We start from the raw sequence: 14837 nt of genomic DNA, 5'->3' as shown, positions 1-14837 counted from the left end.
GGCTAACCGGGCAGGTCGCCGAGCCACCGCAGAGCGCGCAGTCCGGGCATGAAGCCGTACTCGCCGCCGCGGGTCACGACGAACTGCGGTAGGCCGTGCAGGCGCCGCCGGACCGGTCGTCGCGGGATGGTGTAGTCATCGTGCTCGGGCCGGTGCCGGCCGGCAATCGGGTCGCGGGCGGCGCCGGCACCGAAGAATACGCCGTCGTTGATCCACTCGGACTGGACGAACTCGAACTGCCGGCCCAGATGCGCGCCGACGAAGGCGAACATGATGCCGCGGTCAGCGCCGTCATCGTCGAGGACGCCGTCGGGCAGCGGCGGGCCGTAGACGGTGCCGCGCCGAATCATCCGGTGCAATCGCGGTTCGCCGGCGACGTCGGCGTCGCGGGGGTTCGCACGCCGGATGTGGCTGCCGGCAGGCGTCACATACCCGGTGGGGTCCTCGGCGTAGCCGAAGGCGTTGCGCCGGTGCGGGTCGCTGCCGAGAACCGGGTCGTCGTGGTGCGGGCTGAGCGCGAGTGGGGCACCGCTGCGCCAGCGACCCATGAATTTGGCGGCCAGCAGGGCCTCCTCGTCGGGCGTGGCGGCGTGTACGGCGAGGTAGCGGCGAAACGCCGCGACCCGCTGATGGAGCTTGCGGAACGCGACGTAGCTGCCGTTGCGGCCGAGGACCTCCGGCTGGACGTGTTGGGTGCCGCCGAGCTCGTCGGGGTGGCCCAGGACGAACTCGCCCGGTTGCAGGGGTGTTTCGAGGGGGTTGGAGCCGGGGAAGCCGCTGCCCTCGACGGCCGGGTGGCTGACCCCGTCGCGGTAGCCGAACGGTTCGGTCTCGTCGGCCGTGGCGTGGCAGTTCTGCCGCCAGATCGCGGTCACGCCGGGCAGCGCTGCGTAGGCTGGGCGGGCGCGGTCGATCGCGGCCTTGAGACGGTCGCTGTCCGGCGCGACCACGGTCAGCGCTATGTGCACGTCCGGCGAACCGAGCGGTGGTTCCCAGTGTTCAGGGGCGCTGTCGCCGGTGTCCCCGAGCGCCGCGGCGCGGGCCGCCATGCCCTGACGGAACTCCCACGCGAACGTGTCGAGCGACTGCTGCGGCACGCCGAGCGCGCGCAACCCGTGGCAGGTGACCGCGACACTGACCGACGTGTCGCCCAGCGGGTTCGCTTCACCGACGGCCGACGTCACGACCCCGGCAGCGCGGCGCATGAATTGGCGACCGTCGGCCTGGTCGTCGATGCGCAACAGCAGGTACGTCGCCGTGTACGGAGTGGGCCGGGGGCTGAGCACTCCGCGCTGGATGTCGTGCAGGTCCAGCTGCGTGGCAGCCCGCGTCATGTCCGGCGCTGCGGGTCGGTGACCAGGTTGCGCCAGAACCGGCGCAGGCTGTCGTCGGCGCCGAAGAGCGTGCTGAAGATCGTCGAGTCGGCGACCAGGACGTCCGCAGCCCGCTGCGCGTCGGGCGGCATCCACAACAGCGCGTTGAACTGACTGTTGCCGGCCTCGACGAACGGGTGCGGCCGCGAGGTGTCGATGGGTTGACGGGCCAGCACCCGCACGACGTCGGGCTCGTCCGTCGTCACGGCGTAGTGCGGCAGGTGCTGGTGGAAGTTGAAGCCGGTGACGCCCTCCAGCCAGCCCCGCTCATCAAGGTCGGAGTCGATCGACAGCGGGGCGATGCCGCCATCGCCACGGACCGCGGGCCGCAGTCCCCACCGGTTGTCCACCGGCACGCCGATCCCGGCCATGACAGAGCGGGTGTACCGGCCGAACCGTTGCTGGCGGGGCACCAGCGGATCGCCGTGATGGTGGTACTCGACATCGCGCTGCTTCAGATCGTCCGTCGCGCCGACGTCATGGTGCGGGCCGAGCACCAGCCGGGCCTCCGGACGGGTCAGGAACTGCCGCAACGCTTCGATCTCGGCGTCGGTGGCCTCCTGGCCGGTCACCATGTGATCGAGGCCGAACAGCAGCAGCACGTCGGTGTCGCCCAGCACGCGCTCGTCCAGCGGCACGGCGACGCCCGCCTGGTCGATGCGCTGATACACCGCCACCGGATGGCCGGTCACCTCCAGCGCGAACTGCTGGAACGGCTCCCAGGCCAGGAAGAACAGTTCCAGCGAGCCAGCGATGCCCCGCAGATACCGGCCCGGGTCCGACCACTGCGGGTCCTCGTAGGCCGGCCACGCCACCCGGCGAACCTCGGTCATGGTCGAGTACCGGTTGTCCAGCTCCGCCGGGTCGCGACCGGCCTCGGCCGGGTAGCTCCAAGCGACGTAGATACTCACCCGCCGACGTCCCGGTGTCGCCGGTCGGCGCTGGTGGCGCTGGTTGTACGTGCGGGCGGTGCTCCATTGGTCCATCGACGGTCCTCGGCCTACTGCAGCTGATCCAGCATGGTGGAAAAAGCGTCCTTGACCTGCAGGGCCCGTTTGATCTCGTCGGCCGTCACATACGGGTACTCGCCGTACTCCATGAAGCTCGGGCACTGGTGTTCCCGCACGAACCTGACGAAGGCCTCCGGATTCGTGCGCCAGTCCTCCGGGAAGCCCTCAAGATTCTCGAACACCGTGGCCACGCCGGCCTTGATGAACAACGCGACGGCGTCCTCGGTGTACTTGTCGAAGTCGGTGTCGAAGATTCCCTGGTACATGAACCGGGTGTCGTTGTCGAACAGCACCCACCGCAGGTAGTGCAACTTCAACGGCGCGAGCAGCTGCGGATCCACCTCCAGCGACTTGGCCAGCGTCTGCCCGTAGGCGCGCACCGCATCCGCGCGCCCCGGCTTGACCGTCGCGATGACCGTGAACCCGTAACACGCCGGTGTCCGCGGATATACCGGCCCATACTTGCCCTGCGGCAGTTGGCTGGTGTCCGCCGGTAGGACAGCGGCCTCGGGCGTGATCTGCATCCAGCTCTCCTACGACGAGCAGCCATGACGGCAGCTTCGGTACCCGCTCAACCATGCAGACGATGAACGTGCCAAGTCCTCATCCGCTGCGGATGACGTCATCGCCTGCCGGCATCCCAACGCCGGTGCGAGTGATCTTGCCGAAGCCGTCGACGCGATGACCACCGGTGTACGCCCCCACTCGGGCAGCCTGCAGGCACCGCGTTCCCCGCAGGCCAGCATCCCAAACTGAGCGGCAGTCCTCTGTACATCTGCGTCGATCTCGACCGCACCCGGTCCCGCTCTCGACACTGCGCTGCACAAGGCCGGCCTGTGGCGGTAGCACGCCCGCTTCGGCGCGCAATATCAGGGCCGGCACGCCGACCCGGTCAAAATGGCTGTCATGCCCCCAGGAGCGCTACGACGACCAGCGAAGCGGAGAACCAAACGGTCCTTGTGGCAAGTGGGGTTTCTGAGGGTGGCCCGCCGCGCCGCGCACCGCAGTGCTCCTCGTCCAATACGGGACCGGCGATGGCGGACGCGTGGTTGGCCACGGGAACGCCCGCAGTCGATCGCCGCCTGCAGGATCACCTCGGCGATCTCCGCGGCTGGAACGCGATGGCCCGGGCGATCGCGACGCGAGTTGCCGGGAAGGGCTGATCGCAGAACTGGGTGACCGGGTCCAGCAGGTCCAACAGCTGCGACGCCCTGCACAACGCCATCCCAGTCAACTATCTGAAATAGGTAGAAACGATGACCGCCACGCCGGTAGCGGCCACCGTTTGACACCAGTCACCTACTGGGGCGACAGGGGGCGCCAGTGCAGCGGGGTCGACAGGACCATGGTGCTCGACGGCTGGCCGTACGGGGCCAAACGATCAATCGTGGACTCGAAGTCCTCCATCGTCGCCGTCACGACCTTCAGGATCGAGCACGCGTCGCCGGTCACGCGGTGGACCTCCAGTACCTCGGGCCACTCCAGCACCTCGGGAGCGCGCAGCACGCAACGTGCGCCGTAGCACGACATCCGGATCAGTCCGACCACGTGCCGGCCGGCCTTGGCCAGGTCGACGTGTGCATGATAGCCAGTGATCACTCCGGCAGTCTCCAGACGGCGCACCCGCTCGGCGACCGCCGGGGGTGAGAGGTGGACCCGGCGGGACAGTTCGGAGTAGGAAAGCCGGCCGTCGTCCTGCAGTTCGCGCAGCAGCGCCCAGTCCATGCTGTCCACGGAGACCTTCCGTTCGAAAAGTCGATCAGGCGGGACGGTTTCCGTCCCGTACGTGAGCAGGGTAAACGACCGTTGATGGACTATTTCGTGGAGGTGGGTCGCGGTACCAGGATTGGGGTGTGAGCGGTCCGATTCTCGACTTTCCCGAGCAGGTCCCATACGACGCGTACGTCCACGCCAGCACCCTGCACTCGCTGCAGCAGCCGCTGAGCAAGGACCCCGGCGAGATGTCGTTCCTGATGGTCAGCCAGGTGATGGAGCTGTGGTTCGGGCTGGCGTGCCACGAGCTGCGCGACACCCAGCGGCTCCTGCGTGAGGACGAGGTGTGGGGCGCCATCGCCCCGCTGCGCCGCATGAAGCTGCACCTGGAAGGGCTCGTCGCCGCCTGGAACGGGCTGCACTGGATGACGCCGTCCGACTTCAACCGGTTCCGCGGGCTGCTCGGCGAGGCGTCGGGCTTCCAGTCGGCGATGTACCGGCACCTGGAGTTTCTGCTCGGGCTCAAGAGCGAGGCGTTGGTCCGGCCGTTCAAGCGGCAGGCCGACCTGCACCAGGACCTGACCGCCGCCCTGGCCGCGCCGAGCGTGTGGGACGACGTCATCGCGATGCTCGCCGGGCGCGGCTACGAGATCCCCGGTGAGGTGCTGGACCGCGACCACGCGCGCGAATACGAGCCATCGCCGGACGTCGAGCGGGCCTGGGTGGAGATCTACCGCGACGATCGCGGCGACAACGCGCTCTACGTGCTCGGCGAGGCGCTGACCGACGTCGCCGAGGTGTTCGGCGACTGGCGGTACAAGCATCTGACCGCGGTGCAGCGGACAATGGGCAACAAGCCCGGCAGCGGCGGCTCCTCCGGCGCGGCCTGGCTGACCCGCAGCATGACGCGGGTCGTCTTTCCCGAGCTGTGGTCGGCCCGGACGGTGATCTGATGGAGCTCGCAGAGGATGAGGCCCGGCGGCTCGACGCCGGCGATCCGGGGCATCGGGAGCTGTTCCACGTGCCACCCGCCGAGGGCGGCGACCACCCCGAGACGGCGTACCTGGCCGGCAATTCGCTCGGCCTGCAGCCCCGCGCCGTGCGGGGCGAGCTGCTGCAGGAGCTCGACGCGTGGGCCCGGCTCGGCGTCGAGGGGCATCTGGAGGCCGAGCGGCCCTGGCTGCCGTACCACGAGTTGCTGCGCGACCCGGCCGCCCGCCTGGTCGGCGCGCTGCCGGCCGAGACGGTGGTGATGAACTCGCTGACCGTCAACCTGCACCTGCTGATGGTCTCGTTCTACCGGCCGGAGGGCGTGCGCACGCTGATCGTCGTGGAGGACACGGCGTTTCCGTCGGACAGCTACGCGGTGCGCAGCCAGGCAGCCTTCCACGGCCTCGACCCGGACGCGACGGTGGTGCGCACGAACGACCCGCTGGGGGCGATCCGCGGGCACGGCGACCGTATCGCGCTGGTCCTGCTGGGCGGCGTCAACTACCTCACCGGCGAGCTGATGGACATTCCGGGGATCACGGCGGCGGGGCACGCGGCCGGCGCGGTCGTTGGGTGGGACCTGGCGCACGCGGCCGGCAACGTGCCGCTGCGGCTGCACGAGTGGGGCGTCGACTTCGCCGCATGGTGCTCGTACAAGTACCTCAACAGCGGTCCGGGAGCGGTGGCGGGCGCATTCGTGCACGAGCGGCACACCGGCCGCGCCATGCCCCGGTTCGAGGGCTGGTGGAGCACCGAGCCGGCGACCCGGTTCGAGATGGCGCCGGTGGCCCGGCCGCCGCAGACCGCCGACGCGTGGCAGGTGTCCAACCCGCCGATCCTCGCGATGAGCCCGGTGCGCACCTCGCTGGAGCTGTTCGACGCGGTGGGCATGCCGGCGCTTCGGGCGCGCAGCGAGCGGCTCACCGCATACCTGCAGTCGCTGCTGGACCCGATCGGCGTCGAGGTCGTGACGCCGCGCGACCCGGCCCGGCGTGGCTGCCAGCTGTCGCTGCGCGTCGCCGACGCCGGCGGGCTGAGCAAGACCCTGCGGCACCGGCACGGGGTGATCGCCGACAGTCGCGAGCCCGACATCGTGCGGCTCGCGCCGGTGCCGCTGTACTCGACGTACCACGACTGCTGGCGGGCCGCCGCCGCGATCGCGCACGAGGTGGGGGCATGACGGACGTCGCCGTGATCGGGGCCGGGCTCACCGGCAGCCTGCTCGCCTGCTACCTGGCCCGACGCGGGCACACCGTGACTGTTTACGAGCGCCGCCCCGACCCGCGCACCACCGCGACGGAGCGCGGCCGGTCGATCAATCTGGCGCTGTCGGAGCGGGGCATCGACGCGCTGCGCCGCATCGGCCTGCACGAGCGGGCGCTCGTCGACGCGCTGCCGATGCGCGGGCGGATGATCCACCCGGTCGCCGGGGAGCTGGACTTCCAGCAGTACAGCCTCGACGGGCAGCGGGCGATCAACTCGATCAGCCGGGGCGCGCTCAACAACGCTGTGCTCGACGCGGCCGCCGCCACCCCCGGGGTGAGCATCGTCTTCGAGCACCGGCTCACCGGGCTCGACCCGCTGGTGTTCGCGACGCCGGCCGGCGAGGCGAAGGCGAGCGCCGACGTCGTCATCGGCGCCGACGGGGCCGGCAGCGCGGTGCGCGGCCAACTGCTCGGCATGGGGCTGCTCGACGAGTCGGTCGACTTCCTCGACTACGGCTACAAGGAGCTGACCATCGCGGCGGGCCCGGACGGCGACTTCGCCCTGGACCCCAGCGCGCTGCACATCTGGCCGCGCGGCACGTCGATGATGATCGCGCTGCCCAACCCGGACCGGACGTTCACCTGCACGCTGTTCTGGCCCAACGGCGGCACGTCGAGCTTCGCCTCGCTGGGCAGCCCGGCCGCGATCGAGCGGCACTTCCGGGCGGCCTACCCGGACGTGGTATCGCTGATGCCGGACCTGGTCGAGGACTACCGGCTCAACCCGGTCGGCCTGCTCGGCACAGTGCACTGCGGGCCGTGGCAGGCGGCGACGCCGGGCGGCCCGGTCGGCCTGATCGGCGACGCGGCCCACGCGATCGTGCCGTTCTACGGGCAGGGCGCCAACTGCGGGTTCGAGGACTGCGTCGTGCTCGACCGGGTGCTCGACGAGACCGGTGACGACTTCGCCGCCGCGCTGCCGCTGTTCGAGGCCCGCCGCCGCGACGACGTCGAGGCGATCGCGACGATGGCGCTCAACAACTTCGTGGAGATGAGGGACAAGGTGGCCTCGCCGGTGTTCCAGCTCGGCAAGAAGCTCGAGCACGCGCTGGAACGCGCGCTGCCCGGCCGGTACGTCTCCCGCTACGAGCTGGTCTCGTTCAGCACCACGCCCTACGCGCAGGTGCGGGACCGGGTGCGGCGGCAGCACCAGGTGCTCGGGGCGGTCGGCGCGCTCATGCTCGGCACGCTCGGCGCTGCGGTGGTCAAGGGGTGGCGGCGATGACGCTGCGGCACTTCGTCGGCGGGCGGTTCGTCGCAACCGGCCGGACGTTCCCGAAGCTCAGCCCAGTCACCGGCGACCTCGTCACGCAGGTCTGCGAGGCGGACCGCTCCACCGTGGACGCCGCGGTGGCCGCGGCGCGGGCGGCCGTGCGCGGCCCATGGGGGCGCACCAGCGAGCTGGAGCGCGCCGCCGTCCTGCGGCGGATCGCCGACGAGCTGGAGCGGCGCTTCGACGACCTGGTCGCCGCCGAGGTCGCTGACACCGGCAAGCCGGTCGCCCAGGCCCGGACGCTTGACATTCCGCGCGGCGCGGCCAACTTCCGGGCGTTCGCCGACATCGTGGCAGCGGCGCCGGCCGAGGCGTTCAGCACCGTCACCCCGTCCGGCGGGCGCGCCCTCAACTACGCGGTGCGCAAGCCGGTCGGCGTGGTCGCGATCGTCGTGCCCTGGAACCTGCCGCTGCTGCTGCTGACCTGGAAGGTGGCCCCGGCGCTCGCCTGCGGCAACGCGGTCGTGGTCAAACCCTCCGAGGAGACGCCGTCCTCGGCGACGGTCCTCGCCGAGGTGATGGCCGCCGCCGGCGTGCCCGACGGCGTCTTCAACCTCGTGCACGGCTTCGGGCCGGACTCGGCGGGGGAGTTCCTCACCCGCCACCCGGACGTCGACGCCATCACGTTCACCGGCGAGTCCGCGACCGGCTCGGCGATCATGCGGGCCGCCGCCGACGGGGTGAAGGCCGTCTCGTTCGAGCTCGGCGGAAAGAACGCCGGCCTGGTGTTCGCCGACACCGACCTCGACGCGGCCGTCGCCGGCTCGGTGCGCTCCAGCTTCACCAACGGCGGCCAGGTCTGCCTGTGCACCGAGCGGCTGTACGTGCAGCGCCCGGTCTTCGACGAGTTCGTCACCCGGCTGGGCAAGGCGGCATCCGCCCTGGCGTGGGGATGGCCGCAGGACGAGGGCACCGGCACGATGCCGCTGATCTCCATGCAGCACCGCGAGAAGGTGCTCGGCTACTACGACCTCGCCCGCACCGACGGCGCCACGGTGGTGACCGGCGGCGGGATGCCGACGTTCGACGACGCCCGCGACGGCGGCGCCTACGTCCAGCCGACCGTGCTCGTCGGCCTCCCGCCGGACGCCCGCACCAACCGCGAGGAGATCTTCGGGCCGGTCTGCCACGTCGCGCCGTTCGACACCGAGGAGGAGGCGTTCGCGCTGGCCAACGACAGCGACTACGGCCTCGCCGCGACCGTGTGGACCCGCGACGTCGGCCGGGCGCACCGGGCCGGCCTGGCGCTGGACGCCGGGCTGGTCTGGGTCAACACCTGGTTCCTGCGCGACCTGCGCTCGCCCTTCGGCGGCGTCAAGGCCTCCGGCATCGGCCGCGAGGGCGGCATCCACTCGCTCAACTTCTACTCCGAGCTCACCAACGTCTGCGTGGACCTCTCATGACCGATGTACAGAAGGCGGCCGACACGCTGCTGGCCGCCTACGAGACCGGCACCCCGATCCCGCCGCTGCGCGGGACGGTGCTGCCGGAGGGCGACGTCGCCACGGCGTACGCCGTGCAGCGGGCCCAGGCCGAGCACTGGGAGGCCGCCGGGCGGCGGCCGGTCGGCGCGAAGATCGGCCTGACCTCGCCGGCCGTGCAGAGCATGTTCGGTGTCTTCCAGCCGGACTTCGGCGTGCTGTACGCCGACATGGCCGTGCCCGACGGCGCCCCCATCCCGGCCGGCAGACTGCTCCAGCCACGCGTGGAGGTCGAGGTCGCGTTCGTGCTCGGCCGCGACCTGCCGCACGAGCAGGTCACCGTCGTCGACGTCATCCGGGCCACCGAATACCTGTTGCCGGCGATCGAGGTGGTCGACTCGCGCATCGCCGGCTGGGACATCTCCATCGTGGACACCGTGGCCGACAACGCCTCCAGCGGCCTGTACGTGCTCGGCACCGCGCCGCGCCGGCTGGCCGACGTCGACCTGCGGCTGTGCGGGGCCGTGGTGGAGCACGCCGGCGAGCCGGTGTCGGTCGGCGCGGGCGCGGCCTGCCTCGGCAACCCGGTGCACGCGGTCGCCTGGCTGGCCACCACGCTGGCCGCCGCTGGCCGCCCGCTGCGCGCCGGCGACCTGGTGCTGTCCGGCGCGCTCGGCCCGATGGTGCCGGTGCCCGTGACGGCCGCCGGACCCGTGTACGAGGCGCGGGTCTCCGGGCTCGGGTCGGTCCGGGCCGTCTTCGAAGGGAGCGCGGCATGACCGTGGGTGTGGCGGTCGTCGGGTCGGGCAACATCGGCACCGACCTGATGATCAAGGTACTGCGGATCTCGGAGTCGCTCTCGATGGTCGCGATGGCCGGCATCGACCCGGACTCCGACGGGCTCGCCCGGGCGCGGCGGCTCGGCGTCACCACGACCGCGGCCGGCGTCGACGGCCTGGTCGCCATGCCCGAGTTCGCCGACGTGCGGATCGTCTTCGACGCGACGAGCGCCGGCGCCCACCGGCACAACAACGCGGTGCTGCAGGCGCACGGCCGCCGGGTCGTCGACCTCACGCCCGCCGCGATCGGGCCGTACGTCGTGCCGCCCGTCAACCTCGACGAGCACCTAACCGCGCCCAACGTCAACCTCGTGACGTGCGGCGGGCAGGCGACCGTGCCGATCGTCGCCGCGGTTGGCGCGGTGAGCCCGGTCGCCTACGCCGAGATCGTCGCCTCGATCGCCTCGAAGTCGGCCGGCCCCGGCACCCGGGCCAACATCGACGAGTTCACCGTCACCACCGCCCGCGCGTTGGAGGTCGTCGGCGGCGCCGCCCGGGGCAAGGCGATCATCGTGCTCAACCCGGCCGACCCGCCGCTGCTGATGCGCGACACCGTGTACTGCGTCTGCCCGGACCGCGCCGCCGACCGGACCGCGATCGCCGCGTCGGTCGAGGCGATGGTCAAGGCGGTCGGCGGGTACGTGCCCGGCTACCGCCTCAAGCAGGAGGTCCAGTTCTCCGCCGACCCCGAGGGGCTGCTCGTGACCGTGTTCCTCGAGGTCTCCGGCGCCGGGCACTACCTGCCCGCCTACGCCGGCAACCTCGACATCATGACCTCCGCCGCGCTCCGGGTCGCCGAGCGGATGGCGGACGCATGACCGACAGGCTCTACATCCAGGACGTGACACTGCGCGACGGCATGCACGCCATCGCGCACCGGTACACCGTCGAGCAGGTCCGCACGATCGCCGCCGCGCTCGACGCGGCCGGGGTCGACGCCATCGAGGTCGCGCACGGCGACGGCCTGGCCGGGTCGAGCGTCAACTACGGCCGCGGCGCCGCCACCGACGCCGAGTGGATCGCGGCCGCCGCCGAGGCGATCACAGACGCGAGGCTGACCACCCTGCTGCTGCCCGGGATCGGCACCATCGCCGACCTCAAGCAGGCCCGGGAACTCGGGGTCACCAGCGTGCGGATCGCCACCCACTGCACGGAGGCCGACATCGCCGCCCAGCACATCGGCTGGGCGCGGGAGAACGGCATGGACGTCGCCGGCTTCCTGATGATGTCGCACCTGAACCCGCCGGCGGCGCTGGCCGAGCAGGCCAGGCTGATGGAGTCCTACGGCGCGCACTGCGTCTACGTCACCGACTCCGGCGGACGGCTGCTCATGCGCGACGTCGCCGAGCGGGTCGACGCCTACCGCCAGGTGCTCGACCCGGCCACCCAGATCGGCATCCATGCCCACCACAACCTGTCGTTCGGCGTCGCCAACAGCGTCGTCGCCGTCGAGCACGGCACCGTGCGGGTCGACGCCTCCCTCGCCGGGCAGGGCGCCGGCGCCGGCAACGCGCCGCTGGAGGTCTTCGTGGCGGTCGCCGACCTGATGGGCTGGGAGCACGGCTGCGACACGTTCGCGCTCATGGACGCGGCCGAGGACCTGGTGCGGCCGCTGCAGGACCGTCCCGTGCGGGTCGACCGGGAGACGCTCTCGCTGGGCTACGCCGGGGTCTACTCCAGCTTCCTGCGGCACGCCGAGCGGGCCTCGGAGCGCTTCGGCGTGGACGTGCGGGACATCCTGGTGGAGTTGGGCCGCCGCCGGATGGTGGGCGGCCAGGAGGACATGATCGTCGACGTCGCCCTCGATCTGGTGAAGGAGCGCGGATGAGCGCGGCAGACCTGGCAGACCTGGCAGAGCGGCTCGATGAGGCCGAGCGGACCCGCACGGCCATCCCCCAGGTGGTCTCGCAGGGCGGCGCCGACGCCGACGAGGCCTACCGCATCCAGGCTGCGCTCGTGGCGCGGCGGGTGGGTCGCGGCGAGCGGCTCGTCGGCCTCAAGCTGGGCCTGACCAGCCGGGCCAAGATGGCGCAGGTCGGCGTCGACCAGGTGATCTGGGGCCGGCTCACCGACGCGATGCGGATCGAGGACGGCGGCACGGTCGACGCCGGCCGGTACATCCACCCCCGCGTCGAGCCCGAGGTGGCGTTCCGCCTCGACGCGACCGGCGCGGCCACCGCCGTCGCGCCCGCGCTGGAGCTGATCGACTCGCGCTACGCCGACTTCAAGTTCGCGCTGCCCGACGTGATCGCCGACAACACCTCGGCGGCCGCGTTCGTCGTCGGCGCCTGGCAGCCGCTGCCGGCCGGCCTGGACAACCTGGGCGTGCTGCTGGAGGTCGACGGGCGGGTCGTCCAGATCGGATCCACGGCCGCCATTCTGGGCGATCCCCGCCGGGCCCTCAGGGCCGCCGCCGCCCTGGCCTCCTCCGCGGGTGTACCGCTGGAGGACGGCTGGGTGCTGCTCGCCGGCGCCGCGACAGCGGCGGTGCCGCTGGCGCCCGGCGCGCACGTGCGCGCGGTCATCGAGGGCCTGGGCACCGCCTCCCTGCGGGCGCTGTCGTGATCGTCGAGGGCGCGGCCCGACCGCGCGGCCGGTTCCCGCACGTGAAGGTCGCGGGTGGCTTCGCGTTCGTCTCCGGCACGTCGTCGCGCCGGCCCGACAACACCATCGCCGGTGCGTCGGTGGACGCGATGGGCACGACCAGCCTCGACATCCGCGAGCAGACGCGGGCCGTGCTGCGCAACATCGACGGCATCCTCGCCGCAGTCGGCGCGTCGCTCGCCGACGTGGTGCAGGTGACCACGTACCTGGTGAACATGAACGACTTCGGCGGCTACAACGAGGTCTACGGCGAGTTCTTCGACGAGGGCGGACCGGCCCGCACCACCGTGGCGGTGCACCAGCTGCCGCACCCGCACCTGCTGATCGAGATCCAGGCCGTCGCGCTGATCCCCCGTGGAGGTGGAGATGACTGACATGTCCCCGGTGAGCTTTCCCGACTGGCTCGCCGAGAACCAGCACCTGCTCAAGCCGCCCGTCGGCAACAAGCAGCTGTTCCCGACCGGGTCGGACTTCATCGTGATGGTCGTCGGAGGGCCCAACCAGCGCACCGACTTCCACGTGGACCCGTACGAGGAGTTCTTCTACCAGATCAAGGGCAACATGCACCTTGACGTCATGACACCCGACGGCCCGGACACGGTGCACATCAAGGAGGGCGGGATGTGGCTGCTGCCCGGCAACATGCCCCACTCGCCGCAGCGTGAAGCCGGCTCGATCGGCATCGTGGTGGAGCGGGTGCGCGAGGAGGGGACCCTGGAGAAGTTCCAGTGGTACTGCCCGTCGTGCGGGAACAAGGTGCACGAGGTCGAGCTGCAGGTCCGCGACATCGTGGTCGACCTGCCGCCCGTGTTCCAGGCGTTCTACGCGGACGAGACGGCGCGCACCTGCACCCGGTGCGGCACCGTGCACCCGGGCAAAGGATGAGGGTCGACGTCCACACCCACCTGGTGCCGTTCGGCTGGCCGGACCTCGCGGCCGAGTGTGGCGGCACCGGGTGGCCGTGGCTGCGCGTCGACTCCGAGCGCGCGGCAATGATCATGGTGGGGTCCACCGAGTTCCGGCCGATCGGCCCGTCGACGTGGGACGCGCCGACGCGCCTGGAGGACATGGACGCCGATGGCGTCGACCTGCAGGTGATCTCCCCGACGCCGGTGTTCTTCTCCTACGAGCGTCCGGCCGCCCAGGCGGTCAAGGTCGCCCGGATCTTCAACGACCTGACGCTGAAGCTGGCCGCCGAGGGCGCGGGCCGGTTCGTGCCGTTCTGCCAGGTGCCGCTGCAGGACCCGGACGCGGCCTGTGCCGAGCTCGACCGCTGCCTGGCCAACGGGCACGCCGGCGTCGAGATCGGCAACCACGTCGGCGAGCGTGACCTCGACGATCCGGGCATCGTGTCGTTCCTGCAGCACTGCGCGGCGGTGGGCGCGCCGGTGTTCGTGCATCCGTGGGACATGCCGGCCGGTCCGCGCCTGGACCGGTGGATGGCCCGCTGGCTGACCGGCATGCCCGCCGAGACCCACCTGTCGATCGTGGCGATGATCCTCGGCGGCGTCTTCGACGCGGTACCACCGTCGCTGCGCATCTGCTTCGCGCACGGCGGCGGCAGCTTCGCCTTCTGGCTCGGCCGGGCCGAGAACGCCTGGCACCGCCGCGGCGACGTGGTCCGGGGCCGCTCGGCCCACCCGCCGTCGCATTACGTCGACCGACTCTCGGTCGACTCCGTTGTGTTCGACCCGGCCGCCCTGCGGCTGCTGGTCGAGACGCTGGGGGAGGACCGCGTCATGGTCGGCAGCGACTACCCGTATCCCCTGGGCGAGCGCCCGGTCGGTGCGGTGGTCGACCGGGCCGGCTTCCTGAGCGAGACGCAGCGCGCGAAGCTGCTGGGCGCCAACGCACTGCGGTTCCTCGGCCGATCATCAGGTGCGTTTTCTTGATCAGGAGTTGCCGGAGCCCGGCCGGTCGAGGGCGACGACGCCGTCGACGAGCGCGCGGCTGGAGGCGCCGGTAACGGGGCCGTACCTGGTCGCGACGTCGGCAGGGCCCGGTAGCCCACCACCTGCCAGCCCGGTAGCTCCACCACGGCGGTCACCGCCGTTTCGCCGCTGATCGCGATCGCCGCCCAGACCGGTGTGCCGGTGGCCAGCAGGCCGCCGAGGAACACGCCGCGGAAGAAGAACTCCTCGACCGCGGCACTGGCCGCCGGGACGGCGTAGCGCCACAGCCGGGGCAGCGCCAGGATCTCGGTGATCCAGCGGACACTGGTGACCGCGCCGGGCACATCGATGCGGGGTCGCAGGGCGTAGAGGGTGGACATCGCGAACGCGGTCAGTGCGCTGGCGCCGACGGCGGTGGGCAGCAAGCCACTGAAAATGGATTTCCGGAGGATGGCGA

At 71.5% G+C, this 14837-nt stretch carries 15 protein-coding genes; 11 read left to right on the top strand and 4 right to left on the bottom strand.

All coding sequences use genetic code 11. The annotated features are described in order from the left end of the window. Window positions 1-2: 2 nt before the first annotated feature. From AB0I21_RS20595 to AB0I21_RS20580, 4 genes are all read right to left on the bottom strand, one after another. Window positions 3-1334, bottom strand: a complete 1332-nt coding sequence (locus tag AB0I21_RS20595; RefSeq protein ID WP_360563222.1) for a hypothetical protein — start codon at window positions 1332-1334, stop codon at window positions 3-5. Next, window positions 1331-2284: a hypothetical protein gene (locus tag AB0I21_RS20590; protein WP_360563220.1), complete on the bottom strand. Its 954-nt coding sequence runs from the start codon at window positions 2282-2284 to the stop codon at window positions 1331-1333. The genes AB0I21_RS20595 and AB0I21_RS20590 overlap by 4 nt, the downstream gene beginning before the upstream one ends. An 89-nt stretch (window positions 2285-2373) precedes the next feature. Next, window positions 2374-2907, bottom strand: coding sequence for a hypothetical protein (locus AB0I21_RS20585; protein WP_360563219.1), 534 nt, complete (start codon window positions 2905-2907; stop codon window positions 2374-2376). Window positions 2908-3682: 775 nt separating this feature from the next. Next, window positions 3683-4117: an Lrp/AsnC family transcriptional regulator gene (locus AB0I21_RS20580; protein WP_360563217.1), complete on the bottom strand. Its 435-nt coding sequence runs from the start codon at window positions 4115-4117 to the stop codon at window positions 3683-3685. A 119-nt stretch (window positions 4118-4236) separates the two neighbouring features. Between AB0I21_RS20580 and AB0I21_RS20575 the strand changes: the two genes are divergently transcribed. The 11 genes from AB0I21_RS20575 to AB0I21_RS20525 are packed head-to-tail and all read left to right on the top strand — an operon-like array spanning window position 4237 to window position 14380. After that, a complete protein-coding gene (locus AB0I21_RS20575; RefSeq protein WP_360563215.1) occupies window positions 4237-5049 on the top strand; it encodes a tryptophan 2,3-dioxygenase family protein in 813 nt (270 codons plus the stop codon). Beyond that, the gene (kynU, locus tag AB0I21_RS20570; RefSeq protein WP_360563213.1) at window positions 5049-6266 is read left to right on the top strand and encodes a kynureninase; all 1218 of its coding nucleotides are present in this window, start codon (window positions 5049-5051) and stop codon (window positions 6264-6266) included. The genes AB0I21_RS20575 and kynU overlap by 1 nt, the downstream gene beginning before the upstream one ends. Continuing rightward, window positions 6263-7576: an NAD(P)/FAD-dependent oxidoreductase gene (locus AB0I21_RS20565; protein ID WP_360563211.1), complete on the top strand. Its 1314-nt coding sequence runs from the start codon at window positions 6263-6265 to the stop codon at window positions 7574-7576. The genes kynU and AB0I21_RS20565 overlap by 4 nt, the downstream gene beginning before the upstream one ends. Beyond that, entirely contained in the window at window positions 7573-9027 is a 1455-nt protein-coding gene (locus tag AB0I21_RS20560; RefSeq protein ID WP_360563209.1) for a 2-hydroxymuconic semialdehyde dehydrogenase, read from the top strand. Before AB0I21_RS20565 ends, AB0I21_RS20560 begins: the two co-directional genes overlap by 4 nt. Continuing rightward, window positions 9024-9824 carry a fumarylacetoacetate hydrolase family protein gene (locus AB0I21_RS20555; protein ID WP_360563207.1) on the top strand — a complete coding sequence of 267 codons (801 nt, stop codon included), beginning with the start codon at window positions 9024-9026 and terminating at the stop codon, window positions 9822-9824. Before AB0I21_RS20560 ends, AB0I21_RS20555 begins: the two co-directional genes overlap by 4 nt. Then, complete coding sequence (locus tag AB0I21_RS20550) at window positions 9821-10702, top strand: acetaldehyde dehydrogenase (acetylating) (protein ID WP_360563205.1); 882 nt, start codon at window positions 9821-9823, stop codon at window positions 10700-10702. The genes AB0I21_RS20555 and AB0I21_RS20550 overlap by 4 nt, the downstream gene beginning before the upstream one ends. Beyond that, window positions 10699-11712: a 4-hydroxy-2-oxovalerate aldolase gene (gene dmpG / locus AB0I21_RS20545; protein WP_360563203.1), complete on the top strand. Its 1014-nt coding sequence runs from the start codon at window positions 10699-10701 to the stop codon at window positions 11710-11712. Before AB0I21_RS20550 ends, dmpG begins: the two co-directional genes overlap by 4 nt. Next, entirely contained in the window at window positions 11709-12449 is a 741-nt protein-coding gene (locus tag AB0I21_RS20540; protein ID WP_360563201.1) for a fumarylacetoacetate hydrolase family protein, read from the top strand. Before dmpG ends, AB0I21_RS20540 begins: the two co-directional genes overlap by 4 nt. Then, window positions 12449-12862, top strand: a complete 414-nt coding sequence (locus AB0I21_RS20535; protein WP_360563257.1) for a RidA family protein — start codon at window positions 12449-12451, stop codon at window positions 12860-12862. Before AB0I21_RS20540 ends, AB0I21_RS20535 begins: the two co-directional genes overlap by 1 nt. Then, window positions 12855-13373: a 3-hydroxyanthranilate 3,4-dioxygenase gene (locus AB0I21_RS20530; protein ID WP_360563199.1), complete on the top strand. Its 519-nt coding sequence runs from the start codon at window positions 12855-12857 to the stop codon at window positions 13371-13373. The genes AB0I21_RS20535 and AB0I21_RS20530 overlap by 8 nt, the downstream gene beginning before the upstream one ends. Continuing rightward, window positions 13370-14380 carry an amidohydrolase family protein gene (locus tag AB0I21_RS20525; protein ID WP_360563197.1) on the top strand — a complete coding sequence of 337 codons (1011 nt, stop codon included), beginning with the start codon at window positions 13370-13372 and terminating at the stop codon, window positions 14378-14380. The genes AB0I21_RS20530 and AB0I21_RS20525 overlap by 4 nt, the downstream gene beginning before the upstream one ends. Window positions 14381-14837 lie beyond the last annotated feature (457 nt).

The sequence above is a fragment of the Dactylosporangium sp. NPDC050588 genome (assembly GCF_040654975.1).
Taxonomy (GTDB): Bacteria; Actinomycetota; Actinomycetes; order Mycobacteriales; family Micromonosporaceae; genus Dactylosporangium; species Dactylosporangium maewongense.
Note: the sequence above shows the minus strand (reverse complement) of the source record. Positions and strands in the feature narration are given on the sequence as shown.